At 65.3% G+C, this 21,717-nt stretch carries 19 protein-coding genes; 12 read left to right on the top strand and 7 right to left on the bottom strand.

Translation table 11 applies throughout. The annotated features are described in order from the left end of the window. Positions 1-17: 17 nt before the first annotated feature. The 3 genes from IP68_RS03250 to IP68_RS20570 are packed head-to-tail and all read right to left on the bottom strand — an operon-like array spanning position 18 to position 5,618. Complete coding sequence (locus tag IP68_RS03250) at positions 18-3,281, bottom strand: error-prone DNA polymerase (protein WP_231683684.1); 3,264 nt, start codon at positions 3,279-3,281, stop codon at positions 18-20. Then, entirely contained in the window at positions 3,281-4,783 is a 1,503-nt protein-coding gene (locus IP68_RS03245) for a DNA polymerase Y family protein (protein ID WP_054133686.1), read from the bottom strand. Before IP68_RS03245 ends, IP68_RS03250 begins: the two co-directional genes overlap by 1 nt. Next, on the bottom strand, positions 4,737-5,618 hold the full coding sequence (locus tag IP68_RS20570; protein WP_054133516.1) for an ImuA family protein: 882 nt from the start codon (positions 5,616-5,618) through the stop codon (positions 4,737-4,739). Before IP68_RS20570 ends, IP68_RS03245 begins: the two co-directional genes overlap by 47 nt. Before the next feature lie 184 nt (positions 5,619-5,802). Here IP68_RS20570 and IP68_RS03235 point away from each other — a divergent pair, with 184 nt between their 5' ends. Further along, entirely contained in the window at positions 5,803-6,309 is a 507-nt protein-coding gene (locus tag IP68_RS03235) for a DUF3237 domain-containing protein (RefSeq protein WP_054133515.1), read from the top strand. Between the two features lie 106 nt (positions 6,310-6,415). Further along, the gene (locus IP68_RS03230; RefSeq protein ID WP_054133514.1) at positions 6,416-7,801 is read left to right on the top strand and encodes a protein arginine N-methyltransferase; all 1,386 of its coding nucleotides are present in this window, start codon (positions 6,416-6,418) and stop codon (positions 7,799-7,801) included. A 759-nt stretch (positions 7,802-8,560) separates the two neighbouring features. Here the strand turns inward: IP68_RS03230 and IP68_RS03225 are convergent. Next, positions 8,561-9,163 carry an HNH endonuclease gene (locus tag IP68_RS03225; RefSeq protein WP_054133513.1) on the bottom strand — a complete coding sequence of 201 codons (603 nt, stop codon included), beginning with the start codon at positions 9,161-9,163 and terminating at the stop codon, positions 8,561-8,563. A gap of 208 nt (positions 9,164-9,371) precedes the next feature. Here IP68_RS03225 and gluQRS point away from each other — a divergent pair, with 208 nt between their 5' ends. The 5 genes from gluQRS (at position 9,372) to egtD (ending at position 13,471) form a co-directional block, all read left to right on the top strand. Continuing rightward, entirely contained in the window at positions 9,372-10,253 is an 882-nt protein-coding gene (gene gluQRS, locus IP68_RS03220) for a tRNA glutamyl-Q(34) synthetase GluQRS (protein WP_054133512.1), read from the top strand. Then, a complete protein-coding gene (locus IP68_RS03215) occupies positions 10,250-10,471 on the top strand; it encodes an HIG1 domain-containing protein (protein WP_054133511.1) in 222 nt (73 codons plus the stop codon). The genes gluQRS and IP68_RS03215 overlap by 4 nt, the downstream gene beginning before the upstream one ends. Before the next feature lie 25 nt (positions 10,472-10,496). Then, on the top strand, positions 10,497-11,060 hold the full coding sequence (locus tag IP68_RS03210; protein WP_054133510.1) for a cob(I)yrinic acid a,c-diamide adenosyltransferase: 564 nt from the start codon (positions 10,497-10,499) through the stop codon (positions 11,058-11,060). 135 nt (positions 11,061-11,195) lie between these two features. Then, positions 11,196-12,455, top strand: coding sequence for an ergothioneine biosynthesis protein EgtB (egtB, locus tag IP68_RS03205; RefSeq protein WP_082382102.1), 1,260 nt, complete (start codon positions 11,196-11,198; stop codon positions 12,453-12,455). Between the two features lie 23 nt (positions 12,456-12,478). Further along, on the top strand, positions 12,479-13,471 hold the full coding sequence (egtD, locus tag IP68_RS03200; protein ID WP_231683655.1) for an L-histidine N(alpha)-methyltransferase: 993 nt from the start codon (positions 12,479-12,481) through the stop codon (positions 13,469-13,471). A 158-nt stretch (positions 13,472-13,629) separates the two neighbouring features. On the opposite strand, the gene IP68_RS03195 is transcribed toward egtD, so the two are convergent. Beyond that, positions 13,630-15,075, bottom strand: a complete 1,446-nt coding sequence (locus IP68_RS03195) for a M20/M25/M40 family metallo-hydrolase (RefSeq protein ID WP_231683652.1) — start codon at positions 15,073-15,075, stop codon at positions 13,630-13,632. Between the two features lie 78 nt (positions 15,076-15,153). On the opposite strand from IP68_RS03195, the gene ispG reads away from it, so the two are divergent. The 4 genes from ispG to IP68_RS20725 all read left to right on the top strand — a co-directional run bounded on the left by ispG (position 15,154) and on the right by IP68_RS20725 (position 17,482). Next, positions 15,154-16,305, top strand: a complete 1,152-nt coding sequence (ispG, locus tag IP68_RS03190; RefSeq protein ID WP_054133508.1) for a flavodoxin-dependent (E)-4-hydroxy-3-methylbut-2-enyl-diphosphate synthase — start codon at positions 15,154-15,156, stop codon at positions 16,303-16,305. A gap of 4 nt (positions 16,306-16,309) precedes the next feature. Further along, positions 16,310-16,633 carry a multidrug efflux SMR transporter gene (locus tag IP68_RS03185; RefSeq protein WP_054133507.1) on the top strand — a complete coding sequence of 108 codons (324 nt, stop codon included), beginning with the start codon at positions 16,310-16,312 and terminating at the stop codon, positions 16,631-16,633. A gap of 4 nt (positions 16,634-16,637) precedes the next feature. Further along, a complete protein-coding gene (locus tag IP68_RS03180; protein WP_054133506.1) occupies positions 16,638-17,135 on the top strand; it encodes a GNAT family N-acetyltransferase in 498 nt (165 codons plus the stop codon). Positions 17,136-17,353: 218 nt separating this feature from the next. Next, complete coding sequence (locus IP68_RS20725; protein ID WP_255352524.1) at positions 17,354-17,482, top strand: hypothetical protein; 129 nt, start codon at positions 17,354-17,356, stop codon at positions 17,480-17,482. A 7-nt stretch (positions 17,483-17,489) separates the two neighbouring features. On the opposite strand, the gene IP68_RS03175 is transcribed toward IP68_RS20725, so the two are convergent. Together IP68_RS03175 and IP68_RS03170 are read right to left on the bottom strand one after the other, a co-directional pair. Beyond that, positions 17,490-18,218, bottom strand: coding sequence for a ParA family protein (locus tag IP68_RS03175; protein ID WP_197275706.1), 729 nt, complete (start codon positions 18,216-18,218; stop codon positions 17,490-17,492). A gap of 13 nt (positions 18,219-18,231) precedes the next feature. Next, on the bottom strand, positions 18,232-19,296 hold the full coding sequence (locus IP68_RS03170) for an alpha/beta fold hydrolase (protein WP_054133504.1): 1,065 nt from the start codon (positions 19,294-19,296) through the stop codon (positions 18,232-18,234). A gap of 232 nt (positions 19,297-19,528) precedes the next feature. Between IP68_RS03170 and IP68_RS03165 the strand changes: the two genes are divergently transcribed. Further along, on the top strand, positions 19,529-21,703 hold the full coding sequence (locus IP68_RS03165; protein WP_231683650.1) for a TonB-dependent siderophore receptor: 2,175 nt from the start codon (positions 19,529-19,531) through the stop codon (positions 21,701-21,703). Positions 21,704-21,717: the final 14 nt, after the last annotated feature.

The following is a 21,717-nucleotide window of genomic DNA, read 5'->3' as shown; positions in this document are numbered from 1 at the left end:
TGATTAGGCTTACTCCCTCAATGAAAATCCCGCGACTTCGGCAGCACCCTGGCATCCCGCGGATGGCGTGACGGCACCGGCCTTGCCACCTCATCCCCCCGCGCCAAAGGCGGCGTCATCGCACCATCCCCCCGCGTTGCCGTCAGCGTCGCGAGCAGATCGCTCCGATCCACCACGCGGTTCGCCATCAAATGCACCACGCCTTCGCGGCTGCGTTGCAGCACGCCTTCGACCTGCATCAGGCGGCTGGCCATTACCGCGCGGCGGTAGCGTTCGAACAGGCGGGCCCACAGGACGATGTTGGTAATTCCCGTCTCGTCCTCGATCGTGACGAAGATGGCGTTGCCCTTGCCGGGGCGCTGGCGGACGAGGACGATGCCGGCGGTGCGCACCGTCTTGCCCGCCTTGGAATTGTTGGTGTCCTCGCACGACAGCACGCCGTCTTCGCGCAAGCGAGCGCGCAGGAAGCGCATCGGGTGGTCCTTGAGCGAGAGGCGCAGCGTCTGGTAATCGGTCACCACCTCTTCGGATGCGGGCATGATCGGCAGTTGCATGTCGGGCTCGTCTCCCAGTTCGCGCGCGCGGGCTGCGGCGAACAAGGGCAGCTCGCCCGAAGGGGTACGCCGCACCTCCCACAGGGCCTGCCGCCGCGACAGCCCGAGCGAGCCGAACGCATCGGCATCGGCGAGCAGGCGCAGCGCGGCGGACGGCAGGTCGGCACGGCGCGCGAGCATCTCGACCGAGGTGAACCGCCCTATTTCGGCGCGCGCCGCCACCAGAGCCTCGGCCCAGGCATTGCGGAAGCCATCCATCTGGCGATAGCCCAGCCGCAGCGCCAGCCGCCCATGGCCATCGCGCTCGAGCGCATTGTCCCAGCCGCTGGCGTTGATGTCGATCGGGCGCACCTCGACCTGATGCTCGCGCACATCGCGCACGATCTGTGCCGGCGCATAGAATCCCATCGGCTGCGAATTGAGCAATGCGCAGGCGAAGACCGCAGGCTGGTGGCACTTGATCCAGGATGACACGTAGACCAGTCGCGCGAACGACAGCGCGTGGCTCTCCGGGAAGCCATAGCTCCCGAAGCCTTCGATCTGCTTGAAGCAGCGTTCGGCGAACTCGGCGGTATAGCCGCGCGCGGTCATGCCCTTGACCAGCTTTTCGCGGAAGTTGTGCATCGTGCCGACATTGCGGAAGGTCGCCATCGCGCGGCGCAGATGGTTGGCCTCGCCCGGGGTGAAGTCCGCGGCGACGATCGCGAGCTTCATCGCCTGCTCCTGGAACAGCGGCACGCCATAGGTCTGCCCGAGCAGGGTCTTCAGCTCATCGGGGTCGTGCGGCGGGGCGGGGGAGGGGTATTCGACCGGATCGATGCCCGACCGGCGGCGCAGATAGGGGTGGACCATGTCGCCCTCGATCGGCCCGGGGCGCACGATGGCGACCTGCACGGTGAGGTCGTAGAGCGTGCGGGGCCTGAGGCGGGGCAGCATGTTCATCTGCGCGCGGCTTTCGACCTGGAACACGCCGATGCTGTCGCCTCGGCACAGCATGTCATAGACTGCAGGATCGTCAGCCTCCAGATCGACGGTGAGGTCGTGCTCGCCCAGGTCATGCTGCCGCATCAGCGCGAACGCCTTGCGGATGCAGGTGAGCATGCCCAGCGCCAGCACATCGACCTTCATCAGCCCCAAAGCGTCGATATCGTCCTTGTCCCACTCGATGAAGGTGCGCTCGTCCATCGCGGCGTTGTGGATCGGCACGGTCTCGTCGAGCCGGTCCTCGGTCAGCACGAAGCCGCCGACATGCTGCGAGAGGTGGCGCGGGAAGTGCAGGATCTGGTCGACCAGATCGCGCAGGCGCACGATATCGGGGTTGTCGGGATCGAACCCGGCCTCGTGATAACGCTTCTCTTCCATCGAGGACGAGAAACTGCCCCAGATCGTGCTGGTGAGGCGCGCGGTGATGTCCTCGGAAAAGCCCAGCACCTTGCCGACCTCGCGCACCGCGCTGCGCGGGCGGTAGTGGATCACCGTCGCGGCGATCCCGGCGCGATGGCGGCCATAGCGCTGGTAGATGTACTGCATCACCTCCTCGCGCCGCTCGTGCTCGAAATCGACATCGATATCGGGCGGCTCGGCGCGTTCTTCGGAGACGAAGCGCGAGAACAGCAGGTCGTGCGTCACCGGATCGACCGAGGTGACGCCGAGCAGGAAGCAGACGATCGAGTTGGCCGCAGAGCCGCGCCCCTGGCACAGGATCGGCGGATCGCGGGTGCGGGCGAAGCGCACCAGATCGTGCACGGTGAGGAAATAGCAGGCGTATTTCTGTTTGGCGATCAGGCTGAACTCGTCGTCGAGCATCTTGCGCACCTTCGCGGGCAGTTCCCTGCCATAGCGATCGCGCGCCGCCTCGGTCACCATATGCTCGAGCCAGGCCTGCGCCTCCCATCCTTCGGGAACGGGCTCGAGCGGGTACTGGTAGCGCAGATCGTCGAGCGTGAAGGCGATGCGCTCGATCAGCGCGGTGGTTTGCGCGATCGCTTGCGGACAGTCGGCGAACAGGCGCGCCATTTCCGACGGCGGCTTGATGTGGCGCTCGGCGTTGGCCTCGAGCCTGCGCCCGGCATTGGCGATGGTGCAGCCTGCGCCAATGCAGGTCAGCACATCGTGCAGCGGGCGTTGCTCGGGCGCGGCATAGAGTACATCGTTGGTGGCGAGCAGCGGAACGCCTGTGTCTTCGCTGAGGCGTATCATTCGGGCGAGACGGCGGCGGTCTGCGCCCCTGCGTGGCATGGTCGCTCCGATCCACACGCGGTTTGGCGCGGCGGTGTGGAGAGTGTGCAGGACGGTGGCGTCGGTGGGCGCGGCGATCACGATCAGCAGCAGGTCGTCGAGATGCTCGAGCAGGTCGGCAAGGTGCAGCGTGCAATCGCCCTTGGTGGCGCGCAGGTTGCCCAAGGTCAGCAGCCGGGTCAGCCGCCCCCACCCGTGCCGCGTCGCGGGATAGGCGATGATGTCGGGGGTCCCATCGGCAAACACCAATCGCGCGCCGACCACCAGCCTGAGTGCGGGCGCAGGAACGCCGATCTCTGCCGCCGCCTTGTGCGCATCGCGCAGCGCGATATGCGCGCGGACCACGCCCGCCACCGTGTTGCGGTCGGCGATGCCGATCCCTGCCAGCCCGAGCTCGAGCGCGCGCGCGACTATCTCCGCCGGGTGCGATGCCCCGCGCAGGAACGAGTAGTTGGTCGCGGTGACGAGCTCAGCAAAGGGGGCAGGCATCACGCGAAAAGACCGTGCACATACCAGCGCGGATCGGGCTTTTCGGTCTCGTACAGCCCGTGGCGGAAGATCCAGAAGCGCCGTCCGCGCGCGTCTTCCACCCGGTAATAGTCGCGCGTCAGGCCGGGGCTCTTGCCCGGCGCGTGCTTCCACCATTGCGCGGCGATCCGCTCAGGCCCCTCGAAGCGCACGACATGGTGCTGGCTGCGCCGCCAGCGGAAGCGGTGCGGCGGGCCATCGGGCACCTCGGCGATGACCTCGATCGGCTGTGGCGGATCGAACAGGTGGATCGGGCGGCTTGGCGGTTCACCCTGCTGCGGCGCATCCCAGGCGGCAGGCGCGGGCAGATCGACCGCAGGCAGGGTGAGCGCCGCCTGCTCGGGCACATGGCTGTCGTGCGGCTGGAAGCGGCGGATCGCGCCGCGCCCCAGCCGGGTGCTCAACCGGTCGACCAATTCGGCCATCGCCTCGTCAGCCACGCACCCGCCTTCCAGCTGCAGCTGCGCCGGGGTCAGCGGCTCGATGCGCGGGACCGCCAGCCGGATCATGTCGAAGCCGAAGCCCGGATCGACCGGATCGGCGAGCGCCGCCAGCCGCTCATTAAGCAGCCGCATCAGCACGTCCGGGTCGCGCATCGGCAGGCTGCTTTCGGTGGCAAGGTCATAGGTGCGGCCATCGCTGCGGAAGAACCGCGCGATGAACCGCCGCCCGCCCATGCCGCGCTGTTCGAGCTCGACGGCCGCTTCCTCGGCGAGCTCGCCGATCGCCGCCATCGCCGCCTCGGTGCGCGCGATCGGCTCGGCAAAGCGGCGCTCGAAGCGCAGTGCAGGCGCGGCGCGGCGCGGGGTGATGCGGCTGTCGGCGCTGCCCAGCAGCCGGTCGAGGCTGTCGACCAGATCGGCGCCGAAACGCGCGGCGAGCGGTGCGCTCGGCCGCATCGCCAGATCGCCGATGGTCTTGAGCCCTGTGCGGATCAGCGCGGTCTGCGTCTCTTCCTCGATCCGCAAAGCGGCAACCGGCAGCCGGCGTAAGGTCGCATCCTCGCTCTCGAACGTCGTGCCTGCAGGCGCGAACCGGGCGAGCGCCTGCGCCGCCTCGGGGGTGTCGCCGCACGCCAGCCGCACGTCATCGCTCCACCGCGCTAGAAACCGCGCGACATCGGCGAGCAATGGCGCCTCGCCGCCGAACAGATGCGCGCAGCCGGTGATGTCGAGCGCCAGCGCGTCGGGCGCATCGATCGCCACCAAAGGCGTGAAGCGGTCGCAGTGATCGGCCAGTCGCTCGAGCCAGGCGAGATCGGCCGCCGGGTCATGATCGGTCACGCTGAGCAGCGGCACCTGCGCGCGCGCATCGGCGAGCGCCATTCCCGCGCTCAGCCCGAGCGAGGCTGCCTGCGGGCAGGTCGCCGCGATCCGCATCGCGCCGCGCACCTTCTCGACCAGCACCAAAGGGGTCTCATCCCGCCCAGCGCAGTTCTGCTCTCCTGTTGTCTTTTGGCGCATCAACCGGTCGACCGGCAGAAAAGGGAAGAACAGCGCCAGATGGCGCCGCTGCGATGGCTGCGAATCCTCCGGCATCGGGGCCGAAATCGGCGACCCCATCGGCGTCTGCAAAACAGGCTTGTTCACGGTTCCACTCCACGCGCCAGTCGCCGCCGGATGGGCGGCCGCGCTGGCGCAACAATTCCACTCTCCAGGCAGGATAGCCCGGCGCATTGGCCTCCATCGGCAACGATGGCGCGGCGGCTACCTGCCAGCGGGTCTGCGCGGCGCTGGGCGAGGGCACTGCGGCGATCCGCAAGCCGATCACGGTCACCCCTGATGCTTCCGCCGCCAGCGCCAGCCGCCGGCTCGCGGTCAGGTCGAGCAGCCGCGGCTCGCGCCACAGTTCGACCACCGCAACGCCGACCTCGGGGCAGCGCACCACATCGGCCGCCGCGCGCAGAACCGCGAGCGGATCGGGCAGCACGCCGATGATCACCCGCGCCGGATCGAGCCCGATCTCGACCAGCCCCGGCGCGTGCAGCCTGCCGCCCTGCCTTTCGGCCTGCGCCTCGCGCAGCCACACCAGAGTGCCGCCCGATCCTGTCCCCAGGCCCACCCCCAGGCCTACCCCCAGTCTCATCGCCAGCCCCGCGACAAAACCCGCCGCGCAGCCCGCATCGTCGGCCTGCGCCGCGAACACCTCATGCACCCGCCCGCGCGCCAACCCGCCGCCCAGCGCGCCGTCGATACCCGAATGGCCGGTCCCCGCCACCGCCGCCGTCTCGACGGCACGTGCGCGTTCGATCCCGGCAATCCGGGTTTTGAGAGACTCGAGAGATTCGGATCGGGGCATGTGTTCACCTTATGTTCCATATATCCTCTTGCCCCGGAACAGAGTCAAGGAACACCGTGAGGGCCAGAAAACCCGAAAAGGGAATCCGCGCCGGTGGCCTTCGTAAAAGTGCCCATGACGACCGAAGTCGATGCCGTCAAATTAGCGGTTGCGTCGGCTTGCGAGGTCGGCATATATTCATTGAATGATCAACGAAAATCCTGATGCCCCGCCGATGGCCGCTGGGCCATCCGCCCCGCCGCCAACGCTCGAATATGTCTTTTCGCTGCGCGGAATGATCGATTCGCCGCAGGAACAGGGGGAGATCGACGGCAAGCGCAAACGCTTCATTCCCGTCAACAGTGGCATCGTCTACGGTCCCCGCCTCACCGGGAAGGGGCTTGGCGGTGGAGGCGACTGGCAGGCGATCGGCTCCGATGGGCGCACGGATGTGTGGGCCCGCTATCAGATCCAGGCCAGCGACGGCACGGTGATCGGCGTCGTCAACAGCGGCGTCCGCACCGCCACGCCTGAAGTGACCAGGAAGCTGACCGAGGGCGAAGATGTCGATCCTTCGCTGTATTATTTCCGTACCACCCCGCGTTTCGAGGTGGTTGCGGGCCCCCATGACTGGCTGAACCGTCACGTCTTCATCGCGCGCGGAATCCGCAAACCCGACCATGTGGTCATTGATTTCTACATGGTGCTTTAAGGGCCCGACCGACCCTCGCACCCCCGCGGCCTGCCCGGTTACGCTTTGTTAACCCTGCTCGTTAATAGTCCGGCAAATTGTCTTAACGCCGCTTTACGGGGGGATTATGCCGGATACCGCACACGAGATCGTCAGCGCTCGGACCCTGTTGCACGAGGCAATGCAGCTCCAGGAGGCGGGCAATCTCGCGGCGGCCGAACCGCGCTATCGGATGGTGGTGGAGCAGGGCTATCGCACGATCGAGGTGCTTCCGATTCTCGCCGGAATTCTGGGCCATCGCGGCGCGACCGACGAGGCGCTCGAGGCATGGGACATGCTGCTCGCGCTCGATCCCGATCATGCAGTCGCGCTGCATGAAAAGGGGCTGATCTACAGCCGTACCGGGCGTCCGAACGAGGCGATCACCGCGCTGCAGGCGAGCTGCAAGGCCGACCCCGCCAACCCCGTCGCCGCCAACAACCTTGCGGTCATGCTCTCCGATGCAGGCCGCAAGGGAGAAGCTCTTGACCAGTTCCGCCGCGCGCTCGCGCTGCAACCGGGCAACATCCATATCGAACACCAAATCCGGCGGCTGAGCGCCGATCTGGTCCCCTTCTGGCATATCCCGATGCTCAACGACGTGCGCCGCAACGATGCGTTCGAGGCCGCGATCCGCGCTGCCATCGCACAGGCCGGGCCGGACGCGCGCGTGCTCGACATCGGCACCGGCAGCGGGCTGCTCTCGATGATGGCCGCGCGCGCTGGGGCGCAATCGGTCACCGCGTGCGAGGTGGTGCCGGTGATCGCCGACATGGCGCGCCAGATCATCGCCGACAACGGCTATTCGGACGCGATCACCGTCCACACCGCGCCTTCGACCGAGCTCGAGATCGGCGAGCATCTGGATGAGCGCGCCGACATCCTGGTCTCCGAAATCCTCTCATCCGACCTGCTGACCGAGCATGTCATCGACACCTTCGAGGATGCGCATGCGCGGCTGCTGAAAGAAGATGCCATCGTCATCCCGCGCGCGGCGTCTGCTATCGGCTGCCTGGTCGAAAGTCCGGTGCTAGCGGACTATGTCTTCGTCGATCAGGTTTCGGGCTTCGACCTGTCGCGCTTCGGCGCGCTCGCCTCGCCCAAATTGCCGATCCACGGCACGATGACCGACTGGCGCAGGCTCTCGGCGGACGTCGAACTGGTCAGCATCGACCTCACCCGCAAGGCCCATGCCAGCGACCTGCATCTGCTCGAGATCGACGTGCAGGCCGACGGCATCGCCACCGGCATCGTCCAGTGGATGCACGTCGATCTGGCCGAGGGCGTGACCTTCGACAACCACCCCGATGGCTATACCGACGGCGGCTGGCTGCAGATGCTGCACAATTTCCCCGAGCCGATCGTGGTCCAGGCGGGCGATGTGCTGAATGTCGCGGTGGGGCATGACCGGGTGACGCTGATCGTGCGTCCGCTCGATGTGGTGGCTGCGGCTGCGCAGGCGCAGGTGGCGTAACGCATAGGTGGGAATGCGCACTCTAAACTCCCCTCCCTGAAAGGGAGGGACTGGGGGTGGGGCAGCAACGCTGGCGATTTCACGCAACGCCGCTCGCTGCCGCTCGCACCCACCCCTAACCCCTCCCTTGCAGGGAGGGGAACGCGTTCCGTTTCTTTGTTGTGATCCGGCCATTTAGCGGACATGGCCACCAGCCAACCCTTCTGCCGCAAAAGATGCACCAACTTGGTCCCCTGCGAAGGCAGGGGCCCATCTCCCGACCGTTGTGCCGGGTGCGAGGGCAGGAGATGGATGCCTGCCTTCGCAGGCAAGCGGGGTAGCGGAAGAAGGCTACTACAATGGATTGCTTGTGGGCTGCTAAGGGGGTTATCTAGAAAAAACCTGCCATTCGGCAAACGACCCAGTTGCGGAAATTGGGCATTGACAGTCCAATCAGCCAAAACTAGGTGGGCTGCATGATCAACCGCTCGATCTTTTTCTATTATTATCTCGTCATTTGACGGGGTGATTGCGTTCGCCCTGAGTACGGGGTGAAATCGAGCAGAAGTTTTCCATCAGACTGCCCGCTTCCTTCCCCCCGCTTGGGACTGCCAACGCGTTTGCTTGGGAGGGTAAAGCCGGTAGTTCCGGCAGCCGGTCTGTAAAACCGGTCCTTAGCGGGGAGTGGAGCGTAACCACACCCTCCCACCAGAAAATCAAGCGTCACCTCCCCACCCAATTGCGGCCGTAACTGCCGCACGCAGAACACTCTGCCCCCCCTCAAGCCTCCAGCTCGACATCCCAATACAGCCAGTCGTGCCAGCTATCGTGCAGATAGTTCGGCGGAAACGCGCGGCCACGTTCCTGCAGCTGCCAGCTGGTCGGGCGGATCGGGGGGACCATCAGGCGCATGTTGGCTTGCGCGGGCGTGCGTCCGCCCTTGCGCATGTTGCAGGGTGCACATGCCGTTGCGACGTTCTGCCAGGTGGTCTTGCCGCCCAGGCGGCGGGGGACGACGTGGTCGAAGGTCAGTTGGTGCGGCGATCCGCAATACTGGCAGTGGAAGCGGTCGCGCAGGAACAGGTTGAAGCGGGTGAAGGCGGGGTATTCGGACGGCTTCACATATTGCTTCAAGGCGATCACCGACGGGATCTTCATCTGGACCGTCGGCGAATGCACCTCGCGCTCATAGGTCTCGATGACATCGACCCGGTCGAGGAAGATCGCCTTGATCGCGGTCTGCCACGGCCACAGGCTGAGCGGATAATAGCTCAGGGGGGTGTAATCGGCATTGAGAACGAGGGCGGGGCAGCTATCCGGGTGCCGGATAAAGTCGGGGTGCGGGTCCCTTATGGCCCGCTCGATCAAATCGGGATGAAACATGGTCGGCTCAAACCCTCTCCCATTCGTCCGCGCTGCTTCCTATAAACCGTGTTGCGTGACAGCCCCATGACAAAAACGTGATAACCGGATTTACGGTTAATCAGCATGAGGCGGCCGCACAGGTCAAGAGGGCGCTGCCACAATATATGGTGATAAGTTGGCGCATTACACCCAAGGGAAAGATGGCCCCGATGCGGACGCTAGCGAGGTGACCGCTGAGGCGCGTGTCCGCACCCGTTTTGCGCCCAGCCCCAATGGCGCGCTGCACCTGGGGCATGCCTATGCCGCGATGCGCGCGCATGATTTCGCGCGCGAACGGGGCGGCGAATTCCTGCTGCGGATCGAGGATATCGACGGGGTACGCTCGCGCCCCGAGCTGGTCGAGGGGATCTTTGCCGATCTGCGCTGGCTGGGGCTGGATTGGGATGGCGATGTGCTGTTCCAGTCCTCGCGACTTGCCGCGTATGACGCGGCGCTGGAGCGGTTGAAGGCGCGCGGGCTGGTCTACCCCTGCTTCTGCACCCGCAGCCAGATTGCAGCCGCAGGCGCGCAGCCAGGGCCCGATGGCCTTGTCTATCCCGGCACCTGCCGCTTGCTAGACGAGGCGGAGCGCGGGAGGCGGATGCGAAATGAACCGCATGCCTGGCGGCTGGACTTGGCGCGCGCGATTGCCGAGACCGGCGCGCTCGTCTGGCACGATCTCGAAGCCGGCGATCAACCCGCGCGGCCCGAACTGTTCGGCGATGTCGTGCTGGCGCGCAAGGATGCGCCGGCGAGCTATCATCTCGCGGTGACATTGGATGATGCGCACCAGCAGATCAGCCATGTGGTGCGCGGGCGCGACCTGTTTGCCGCTAGCCATGTCCACCGTCTGCTGCAGGCGCTGCTCGGCCTGCCGGTGCCGCTCTATCTGCACCATGATCTTCTCGCCGGAGCCGATGGCCGCAAGCTTGCCAAGAGCGAAGGCGCCGCGGCTTTGGCGGCACTTCGCGAGGCCGGAGAGGACGGGGCGGCGCTGCTCGATAATTTGAGAAAAAATCACCTTCCGTCTGGCATTTCCCGGGTTCACGCCTCATATAGCTTGCCATGAACGTCATCATCATCCTTGCGATTGTCGCTCTGGCAATCATGGTCCTGGTCAGCCTCGTGCGCGGCCTCGTCTCCTTCATCCAGATGACCGAGGAAGACCTCAAATCGCCCGGGGTCGGACGCAGCCACCAGATGCAGAACAAGATGATGTTTGCCCGCGTCAAATATCAGGCGATGGCGATCGCTGCCGTCGCAGTGCTGATGCTGGTCAACCGCTGAGCCTTCGGGGCTTGGGGGACAGCTGATGGTCAAGCTCAACAAGATCTACACCCGCACCGGCGATGACGGCACGTCGGGCCTGGTCGATGGTTCGCGCGTTCCCAAGGACTGCGCGCGGATGGCTGCGATCGGCGATATCGACGAGCTGAACAGCGCGCTCGGCCTTGCGGTCGTGGCGCTGGGCGACAGCGAATTCACCGCCGATCTGGTGCGCGTGCAGAACGACCTGTTCGATCTGGGCGCCGATATCGCCACACCGGGCGAGGATTTCGAGCCCTCCGAAATGGTGCTGAGGATCGTGCCGTCGCAGGTCGACTGGATCGAGACGCGGATCGATGCGGTGAATGACAGCCTTCCGCCGTTGCGCAGCTTCATCCTGCCCGGTGGCAGCCCCGGCGCCGCCGCGGTGCATCTCGCCCGGTCGATTGCGCGGCGCGCCGAGCGCACCCTGGTCGCCGCCTCGCACGAGGGATCGATCAATCCCGCAGCCCGTATGTACATCAACCGGCTGTCGGACTTCCTGTTCGTCCTCGCACGCCGGATCAACAACGGCGATGATCCGCTCTGGGTTCCGGGCGCTTCTCGCTGAGTTTTTCGTCACCCCCGCGCAGGCGGGGGCCCCGCATTGTAATCGCCAGACAAGTTAGCGGGATTCCCGCGTTTGCGGGAATGACGAGGCGGCTGAAGTGACCACTGAAAGTTTCACGGGGAAGACATGACGACCATGAGCGCCACCGCCCTTTCTCATGAGGCACCCGCCACCGCCTTGACCAATCTGCTCGCGCACGTCCGCGGGCTTAGTCTGGCGCTGGCCGAGCCATTGTCCGATGCCGATGCCACGGTCCAGTCGATGGACGATGCCTCGCCCGCCAAATGGCATCTGGCGCACACCAGCTGGTTCTTCGAAACGTTCGTGCTGCGCGATCATGTCGCAGGATACCAGCCGTTCGATACCGACTTCCATTTCCTGTTCAACAGCTATTACGAGGCCGAAGGCGCGCGGCATGCGCGGCCGCACCGCGGGCTGCTCACCCGGCCATCGCTCGACCACATTCGCGCCTATCGTGCGCATGTCGATGCGGCGATGCTAAAGGCGATGCCAACCTTGAGTAACGATGCGCTGGCGCTGGTCGAACTGGGGCTGAACCATGAGCAGCAGCACCAGGAGCTCTTGCTGACCGACATCCTGCACCTGTTTGCGCAGAACCCGCTGTTTCCGGCGATCTGGCCTGCCGCGCCGATGCCTGCGGTCGAGCCACGGCCGGTCGAATGGATAGAAGGGCCCGTCGGCCAGGTCGAGATCGGCCATGGCGGCGATCGCTTCGCCTTCGATTGCGAAGGTCCGCGCCATGCGGTGCTGCTGACCCCCTACGCCCTGGCCAGCCGCCCGGTGACCAATGGCGAATGGGCCGCGTTCATCGCCGATGGCGGTTACGCCCAGTCGCGCCACTGGCTCGCCGATGGCTGGGCCTGGGTGCAGGCGAACGGTATCGACGCGCCGCTCTACTGGCGCAAGGACGAGGACGGGCACTGGCAACAGTTCGGGCTCGATGGCCTGCGCAGCGTCGATCCTTCGGCACCGGTTTGCCATATCAGCCTTTACGAGGCCGACGCCTATGCCGCGTGGGCTAGCGCAAGGCTACCGACCGAGGCGGAGTGGGAGGCGATCGCCGCGAGCCACGATCCGCTGGGCGGCAACCAGCTGGATGCCGCTGGTCCGGTGCGGCCGCGCGCCGATGCGGCAGACGCGCTGTTTGGCAACGTCTGGCAGTGGACCGGCAGCGCCTATCGCCCCTATCCCGGCTTCAAGCCCGCTGAGGGCGCGGTCGGCGAGTACAACGGCAAGTTCATGTCGGGACAGTTCGTGCTGCGCGGCAGCAGCTGTGCAACCCCGCGCGGCTCTGTGCGTCCCAGTTATCGCAACTTCTTCTACCCCCATCAGCGCTGGCAGTTCACCGGGCTCAGACTGGCGCGGGATCTGTAACGAAAATTCAGGAGTCCAGCCCCGTGCCCAGCAGTGCCCAGGCGATCGAAGCACCATCCACTGTCTCCCGAACTTCGGCTGATCCTGCCTTCAGCGCGGATGTGCTCGCCTGCTTCCGTAGCCCCCGCCGCGCGATTCCGGCGCGCTGGCTGTATGACCTTGCAGGCTCGGAGCTGTTCGAGGCGATCACCAACCTGCCCGAATACTACCCCACCCGCACCGAAACCGCGCTGCTCGAACGATATTGCGGCGAGGTTGCCGCGCATGGCGGCGCGGGACGCGCGGTGGTCGAATTCGGATCGGGCTCCTCGGTCAAGACACCGCACCTGCTGCGCGCGGTGCAGGGCGAGCATTATGTGCCGATCGACATCTCGGGCGATTTCCTGCGCGATTCAGCCTCGGCGCTTGCCGCCGATTTTCCCGAGCTCGCGGTGCATCCGCTCGAGGGCGATTTCATGCGCCCGCTCAAGCTGCCCGATGCGGTGGCGGGCGTGCCAAAGCTGGGCTTCTTCCCCGGATCGACCATCGGCAACATGGTGGCGCGCAGCTCGGTCGATCTGCTCCGATCGATGCGCGAGACGATGGGCGAGGGGTCGATGCTGCTGATCGGCATGGACCGGATCAAGTCACCCGACATCCTGATACCGGCGTATGACGATGCGCAGGGCGTCACCGGCGAGTTCAACCTCAACCTGCTGCGCCGGATCAATCGCGAGCTCGACGCCGACATCCCGGTCGAGCAGTTTGCCCATGTCGCGCGCTGGAACGACAGCTATGCGCGGATCGAGATGCATCTCGAAGCGCAGGCCGACATGACGTTCGAGGTGCTGGGCGAACGCTTCAGCATGGCCGAGGGCGAGACGATCCACACCGAGAACAGCCACAAATACGGCCCCCGCGATGCGCGGCTGCTGCTGCGCGCCGGCGGCTGGACGATGTGCCACGAATGGACCGACCCCGACGACTGGTTTGCGCTGATCCTGGCCGAAGCGAAGCCGTTCCAGACCGCGCCGTGACGATCGGCGCGGGAGGACTTGCTAAAGCGAGGGTCATTGCGCACCGACATCCCTGATCGTCACCCCCGCGAACGCGAGGGTCCCGCTTCTGCGCGAACCGCGCAAGACAGCGGGATTCCCGCGTTCGCGGAAATGACGTTGGATGGCTTGAATCGCCTCTAGCGTGCCAGATGCTTGAGGATCAGGTACCAGTGATCCAGCCCGGCGTAGAAATCTTCGACCCGGATGCGTTCATTGAGGCCGTGCGCGAACATGTCGGCATCGCGCATCGCAGCGCCGCTGATCGCCACGGTGTTCATCCCCAGCGCGCGATAGTGCATGCCATCAGTGCCACCCGATTCCATGTACGGCGCGATGACGAGGCCGGGGAACCGCGGGTGCACGCCCGCCTTCACCGCCGCGAGCACCTCCGGAGTCAGCGTGGATGCAGGCGCCTCGACCACATCGGTGGCGAGCTTGAACACCACCTTGTCGTTCGCGATCACCTTCTTGAGCGTCGCCTCGGCCGCCGCAGCGCCGCCTTCGCCCGGGAAGATGCGGCAATTGACCGTCGCTGTCGCCGATTGCGGCAGCGCGTTTTCGGCATGGCCACCCTTGAGCATCGTCGCAACGCAGGTGGTCGAGAGCAGATTGGCAGTGGTGGGTGAGGCAAGCAATGTCGCGCGTGCGGCCTCGTCCGCCGGGTTGCGCGAAAACGCCAGCATCGCCTCGCCCAGCGGGCCGGGGGTGATCTTGCCCATTTCGGCGAAGGATCCGCGGGTGATCGCATTGTCGCGCACCTCGAAGCGATAGGCCTCGATTGCCTTCAGCGCCGATGCGAGTTCGTAGATCGCATTGTCCTTGCGCGGGCGCGAGGAGTGGCCGCCGGGGTTGGTGACGGTGAGTTCGAAGGTCGCGAAGGTCTTTTCCGCCGCCTGCACCCCGAACAGGATCGGCTTGTAGTCCTCGGTCAGCCGGACGCCGCCGGCATCGCCGTTGAGCACCAGCGCTGGCTTGATCGTCTCGGCGACCAGCTTTGCCTGCGCGCGGGTGGTGATCATCCCGGTTTCCTCGTCGCCCGAAAAGACGAGGTAGAGGTCGCGGCTGGGCGCCCAGCCTTCCTGCTTCAGCCGGAGGAAAGTGTGCGAGAGGCTGGCGATACCGTATTTGTTGTCGAGCGTGCCGCGCCCGAAGAAATAGCCGTCCTCCTCGGTCAGCGTGAACGGAGGGCGCTCCCAGTCCTCGGGCAGCGCCTCGACGACATCCATGTGCCCCAGCAGCACAACCGGTCCCGCCTTGGGCTTGCCCTTGGCGGCATAGCGCACGATCAGACCCTGGGTCGGCTCGCCTGCGCTGTCGTAATCGGTGACCGAGATATCGGTCTCGGCAAAGCCGGCCTTGACGAACTCGCCCTTGAGATACGCCACCATGGCAGGCACCTGCTTGTGCCCGCGCGCGGTGCGGAAGCCGATGATGTTGCGATACAGCTCGCGAGCCGCTTGTTCGTGCGCGCTGCGCTGGGGGGTGGAAGCCTGAGCCTGGGTCTGGGCACAAGCGGGAATCGCGGTTGTCCCCGCCAGCGCCATCAGGCTGCTTGCCAGCGCCAGTTTGATCATCATCTTCATGCCGATACCCATCCCCTGATCTCTCGCCAAAGCGCATCGAAGCGACTATAGCGGTGTCACACTCTTGGAGAGCAATTTATGTCGGCCCACAACCCTTCTCTGCGTCCCTGGCGGGATATCGACCGGCGCAAGTGCCGCCAGATCATGGTGGGCAACGTTCCGGTCGGCGGAGATGCACCGGTCACGGTGCAGACGATGACCAACACGCTGACATCCGATGCGCGCGCCACGATCGACCAGATCCGCCGCTGCGAGGAAGCGGGCGTGGACATCATCCGCGTGTCGTGCCCCGATGTCGAATCCACCGCCGCGATGAAGCAGATCACCCGCGCCGCCAAGGTACCGATCGTCGCGGACATCCATTTTCACTACAAGCGCGCGCTCGAAGCGGCCGATGCGGGCGCGGCGTGCCTGCGCATCAACCCCGGCAATATCGGATCGTCCGACCGGGTGCGCGAGGTCGTCAACGCGGCCAAAGCCAATGGCTGCGCGATCCGCATCGGTGTCAACGCCGGCAGCCTCGAAAAGGACCTGCTGGAGAAATATGGCGAGCCGTGCCCCGAGGCACTGGTCGAAAGCGCGCTCGACCATATCAAGCTGCTGCAGGACCATGATTTCCACGAGTTCAAGGTCGCGGTGAAAGCGAGCGACGTGTTCCTCGCCGTGGCGGCGTACCAGCAGCTCGCCGATGCGGTGGATTGCCCGCTGCACCTCGGAATCACCGAGGCGGGCGGACTGATCGGCGGCACGGTCAAGAGCGCGATCGGCATCGGCAACCTGCTCTGGGCTGGCATCGGCGATACCATTCGAGTCTCGCTTTCGGCCGAGCCCGAAGAAGAGGTGCGCGTCGGCTATGAGATCCTCAAGTCGCTGGGCATCCGTACCCGGGGCGTGCGCATCGTCAGCTGCCCCAGCTGCGCGCGGCAGGGCTTCGACGTCATCCGCACCGTGCAGAAGCTCGAGGAACGGCTGCAGCACATCAACACGCCATTGTCGCTGTCGGTGCTGGGGTGTGTCGTCAACGGCCCGGGCGAGGCGCGCGAGACCGATATCGGCCTCACTGGCGGCGGCAAGGGCAAGCACATGGTGTACCTCTCGGGCATCACCGATCACACGGTCGAGGACGAGGGCATGGTCGATCACATCGTCCGGCTGGTCGAGGCCAAGGCCGCCGAGATCGAGGCCGAAACCAGCGATGCGGGAAATGCCGAGCCGGTAGCGGCCGAATAGCCCAATGAGTGCCTGGTTGCTATTGCTTGGCGCCGGCTTGTTCGAAGTCGGCTTCACCACCTGCATGCGCTATTCGAACGGCTTTCGCGAGATCGGCTGGACGGCGGGCTTCATGGTCTGCGCGTTCCTGAGCTTCAGCCTGCTCGACAAAGCGGCCAAGGTCATCCCGTTGGGAACGGCCTATGCGGTGTGGGTCGGAATCGGCGCAGTGGGAACGCTGGCGGTGGGGGTCGCAACCGGCGCGGAATCGCTCGGCATCGTCCGGATGGCGCTGGTGGCGGGGCTGATCGCCTGCGTGGTAGGCCTAAAATTTGCCGGGAATCATTGAACACATGCAGACACAAAAGAACGCGCCCGTCACCATTCGTCCGGCGCGGCCCGGCGACGAGGCCGATATTCTGCGCATGGTCGTGGCGCTGGCGGTGTACGAGCGAGAGCCCGACGCGGTGAAGGCGACCGAGCCATCGCTCAGGGCAACGCTCTTCGGCGACGACCCCCAGGTGTTTGCGCATCTGGCTGAACTGGACGGCGAGATCGTCGGGCTCGCCTTGTGGTTCCTCACCTATTCGACATGGACCGGCGCGCCCTCGCTGTATCTGGAGGACCTGTTCGTCGCAGATGCCGCGCGCGGCACCGGCACCGGACGTGCGCTGCTCTCCACGCTGGCGCGCGAGGCCAAGTCGCGCGGCTGTGCACGGATGGACTGGGCGGTGCTGGACTGGAACGACAAGGCCAAGCAATTCTATCGCCATATCGGCGCGCACCATTCGGTCGGCTGGGAGCCCTGGCGGATCGAGGGCGAGGCACTCGAGGCGCTGGCCGCCGGCTAGGCGCACCCAGCCTGTGCACATGTGCAGCCACGCGCCATCTCGGCCTGTCGTTGGGGGATCGGGCGTGTCTTGCCTTGGCGCAGCACCGCAGCCTTCCCGTGCTGACCGCCGATCGACAATGGAATGGCCTCGACCTTGGCATCGACATCCATCTCATCCGCCGAGACGCGCCGCGGACATTAACCGCTTGTTAGAGCCTTGACGCGCATGCTCGCAGCATGAGCAAAGCCCGCGCCCTCATTGCCCGCCCGATACCCAATGCTGCATTCATTGCGGTCCTGCGCTTCGTGATGGTCTCGGGCTGCGCCACTGCGCTGATTTTCGCGCGCTACCCGCTGCCGCTCTGATCCGGCTTCAGCCGGCAAGCTTGCGCTCGATCCCCTGCCAGAGCTTGGCATAGGCCTGCGCCGCCGGGCTTCTGGCATCGAACGCTCCCACCGGCATCCGCTCTTCTGCCATCCGCTCGACCGCGCTCGCCATGGGAATGACCGGCCAGTCGGGATATTTCTCCAGCGCCGCCTTGTGAAGCGCCCGCCTGCGATCGACCATCACGAACACCGGCAGCATCGGCGCATGTCGGCCGGATTTGCCGTCGAGATAGGCCTGCACCTCGACGAAGGCCCGTTGCGACAGCGGCGAGGGGATGATCGGCACGATCACCAGATCGGCCGCGCGCAGCACCTGATCCGAGGTTTCGCTGAGTCCCGGCGGGCAATCGAGGATGATCCGGTCATAGGTCTTGCCCAGACCATCTAGCAGCTTTTTGAGGCGCTTGGCCTTTCCGATCTCGAACAGCAGCCGGTCCAGCCCGCGCAAGGAGTGGTCGGCGGCGAGCAGGTCCAGCCCTGCTATCCGCGAGGGGCGTACCAGCTTGTCCGCCGAGACATCGCGCGCGAAGATCGACCGCGCCTCGTCCTTGACCGCGCGGTCATCGCCGATCAGGTGGCTGGCTGCACCCTGGGGGTCGAGATCCCACAGCAGCGTCCGCCGCGCCGAAAGCACCGCAGAGCACCAGGCCAGGTTCACCGCGCTGGTGGTCTTGCCCACGCCGCCCTTCAGATTGTAGACGGCAATGCTGTGCATCCGCTCCCCCATGTCAGCCCCCGGGAGCCGTAGCCGGTGTTGCTGCCGGTTCGGCGGGGGCGGCGCCTTCCCCAGGGTTGGCCAGACCCTCTCTAGGATCGGATTGTGTCACCGCTGTTGCAGGCAGGTTGAGCCCGGTTTTCTCGAGCCAGGCCCTGAAATCCGCGACGGTGCGCACCGGGTCCTCCTCCATCGGAATGTGGCCGAGGTCGTCATAGACGACGACGGTCTCGTTGGGCAGCTGGCGCGCGAACCAGGTGGCATTGGCCAGCGGGATCAGCGTGTCCTTCTTGCCCCACAGGATCAGCGAAGGCATCGTCAGGCCCGCGAACTCCAGCGCGTTTGCCGGTTTACGCGGGAAATCGCCGCGTGCCACGGTTGCCTCGCGGTTGCCGGGGTGGCGCAGCAGCTTCCAGTACAGGTCGACCATCTCGGGGGTGATCTTGGCAGGATCGGCGACCGATTGTTCCAGGCTCTGCTTGATGATGACGCGGGGCGTGAAGATCTTCAGGATCGGGCGGACAGCCGCGCTCTGCGCCAGGCGAAAACCGATCGGGATCTTGGTGGGCTTGGCGTCAGGCGCGCCTGAGGCGTCGATCAGAACCAGCCCGGCCACCCTTTTGGGATAGGCCAGCGCCATGTTCCACGCGACCCAGCCGCCCATCGAGTTGCCCGCAACGACATAACGGGCGATGCCCAGCTTGTTCATCACTTCGGCGCCGGTGTCCCGAAAGGCTTCGGTGCTGTAGTCTTCCTTGACCTGCGCGCCGGTGAGGCCATGGCCCGGCTGATCATACCGCACCACGCGATAATCCGCCTTCAGCGCATCAACCCAGCCATCCCAGGTGTGCAGCGAGGCATTCGATCCATGGATCAGCAAGATGGCGGGCGCATCGCGCGGGCCTTCATCGCGGATGTGCACGCTCTGGCCATTGGGCAGCTCGATGAACCGCGAGGGCGGCTGGCCATATTGCGCCTGCAGCTCGCTCGGCTCGATGTCGGGCGCATAGCCCCAGATGCCGAGGCCGATGATCGCGATAAGCAGAAGGATAAGCAGCCATTTCAGGAATTTGAACATCGCAGGCGTGGTCCTTGCGGCAAGGGGCAGGGGATATTGGAGCCAAGTCTAGATGCAATGGCATGCGAGTGCCAGCCCATTGCCGCGCCGCGCGTTCTAAGCATTTCAGCCCAAGTTTTCTATTGCAGTTAAGAATGCCTATCATTAGGCGAAACTTGCTGCGAACGAGAATCGCTGGCAGCCGGCGGCAAGCCGATCGACCTGAACATCGACCTCAAAAAGGGGCAAACCCATGAAATCCAGTTTTGCGCGCGCCGTCAGCACGATGGCCATGGTGTGGGCTGGAGCCGTGGCATTGCCCGCTGCCGCGACCGAGGCAACGGCAGTTGCAGCCGCTGCCGCAGATGCCGCAGGCACCGAAGCGGTCGATGCCGAATCCGATGCCGACCGGCGCGAGATCATCGTTACCGGACGCAACGAGGGGTATCTTGCGCTCGACATCGTCCGCGCGTCCAAGACCCCGACGTCCCTGGTCGATATCCCGCAGGCGATCTCGGTCTATACCCGCGAGCAGATCGAGGATCAGGCGCTGCAGGACCTCGCCGATGTGCTGCGCTACACCCCTGGCGTTTCGACCAACCAGGGCGAGGGACACCGCGATCAGATCTCTATCCGCGGACAGGACACGACCGCGGACTTCTTCGTCGACGGCATCCGCGACGACGTCCAGTATTACCGCCCGCTCTACAATCTCGAGCGCGTCGAGGTTCTCAAGGGATCGAACGCCCTGCTGTTCGGTCGCGGCGGCGGTGGCGGCGTGGTCAACCGAGTCACGAAGACCCCGGTGCTCGACGAGACCTTCTATGGTGGCTCGGCCTCGGTCGACAGCTTCGGCGCCTTTGCACTGACCAGCGACATCAATGCGGCTCTGGGTGAAAGCGTCGGCCTGCGGCTCAATGCGATGTACGAGGAGTTCGACAATCACCGCGACGTGTTCGAGGGCAACCGCATCGCGATCAACCCGACCGCAGGTTTCAGCATCGGTGAAAAGTCGCGTCTGGTGCTGTCCTACGAATATGTCGATGACGACCGCATCGTCGATCGCGGCATTCCTGCGGCCACCGGCGGGACAGTCGCCAATCCGGCGGGCCCGGTGCGCGGTTTCTACCGCACCTTCTTCGGCTCGCCCGAGCTCAACACCACGACGCTGGAAGCGCACATCCTGCGCGGGCGGTTCGAGCACGATTTCACCGACAATCTGCGCTATGACATGACGGTCCAGTATGCGGATTTCGACAAGGCCTACAGCAATCTGTTCGCTGCGGCGAGCAATCTGGCCGCAGGACGGGTGACGCTCGATTCCTATCGCGATGCCACCCGGCGCGAGAATTTCTTTGTGCAGGGCAATCTGGTGTGGACCGGGCAGACCGGTGCGATCAGCCACACCCTGCTCGCGGGCTATGAATATGGCGACCAGCGCTCTGCCAACAGCCGCCAGAACGGGCGGTTCGCGACCAGCGGCACCAATATCGCGACCTTCGCGTTCACCGACCCGCTGGTGATCCCCGCGATCACCTTCCCGGTCAACAACCGCAACACCGTCTCGGACGTCACCTTCTATTCGGTCTATCTGCAGGACCAGATCGGCCTCGGCGATCATTTCGATGTCGTGCTAGGCGCGCGCTATGATCGGTTCGAAATCGACGTCAACGACATCCAGGCCGGCCGCCAGCTCAGCCGCACCGATACCGAATGGTCGCCCCGTGTCGGGCTGATCTTCAAGCCGCTCGAGCAGGTGTCGATCTATGCGAGCTACACAAAGACCTTCCTGCCGCGCTCGGGCGACCAGTTCCTCACCCTGACACCCGCGCAGGCGACGCTGGCCCCTGAAGCGTTCGACAACTACGAATTCGGCGCCAAATGGGACATCGCGGCCAACCTGCGCGTGTCAGCGGCGGTGTTCCAGCTCGACCGTGAAAACGGCGTGGTGGTCGATCCCGCCAACCCCGCCAACTCGCTGATCACCGGCAGCCGGACCCGCGGCTTCGAAGCGCAGTTGACCGGTCAGGTCATGCCCGGCTGGCAGGTGAATGCGGGCTATTCCTATCTCGATGCCGATGAACGCGGGCGGGTCGTTGCAGGCGCTGTCGCCAACCGGGCGATCGGCCAGGTGCCGCGCCATCTTGCCAGCCTGTGGAACCGCTATGATGTAAACGACCGGCTGGGCTTCGGCCTGGGCGTCACGCATCAGGCCAGCCAGTTCGCCAGTATCTCAAACATCGTGCGGCTACCCGCTTTCACCCGCGTCGATGCCGCCGTATTCTTCAAGCTAACCGATCAGATCGAGGCGCAGATCAATGTCGAGAATCTGTTCGACGAGCGCTATTTCCCCGCCTCGCACAACGACAACAACATCACCACGGGCGAGCCGGTAAACGCGCGCTTCACGGTGCGGGCGCGCTTCTGATCGCGCCCACCCGT

The sequence above is a fragment of the Blastomonas sp. AAP25 genome, assembly GCF_001295965.1.
Taxonomy (GTDB): domain Bacteria; phylum Pseudomonadota; class Alphaproteobacteria; order Sphingomonadales; family Sphingomonadaceae; genus Blastomonas; species Blastomonas fulva.
This window is presented reverse-complemented; position numbering and strand designations above follow the sequence as displayed.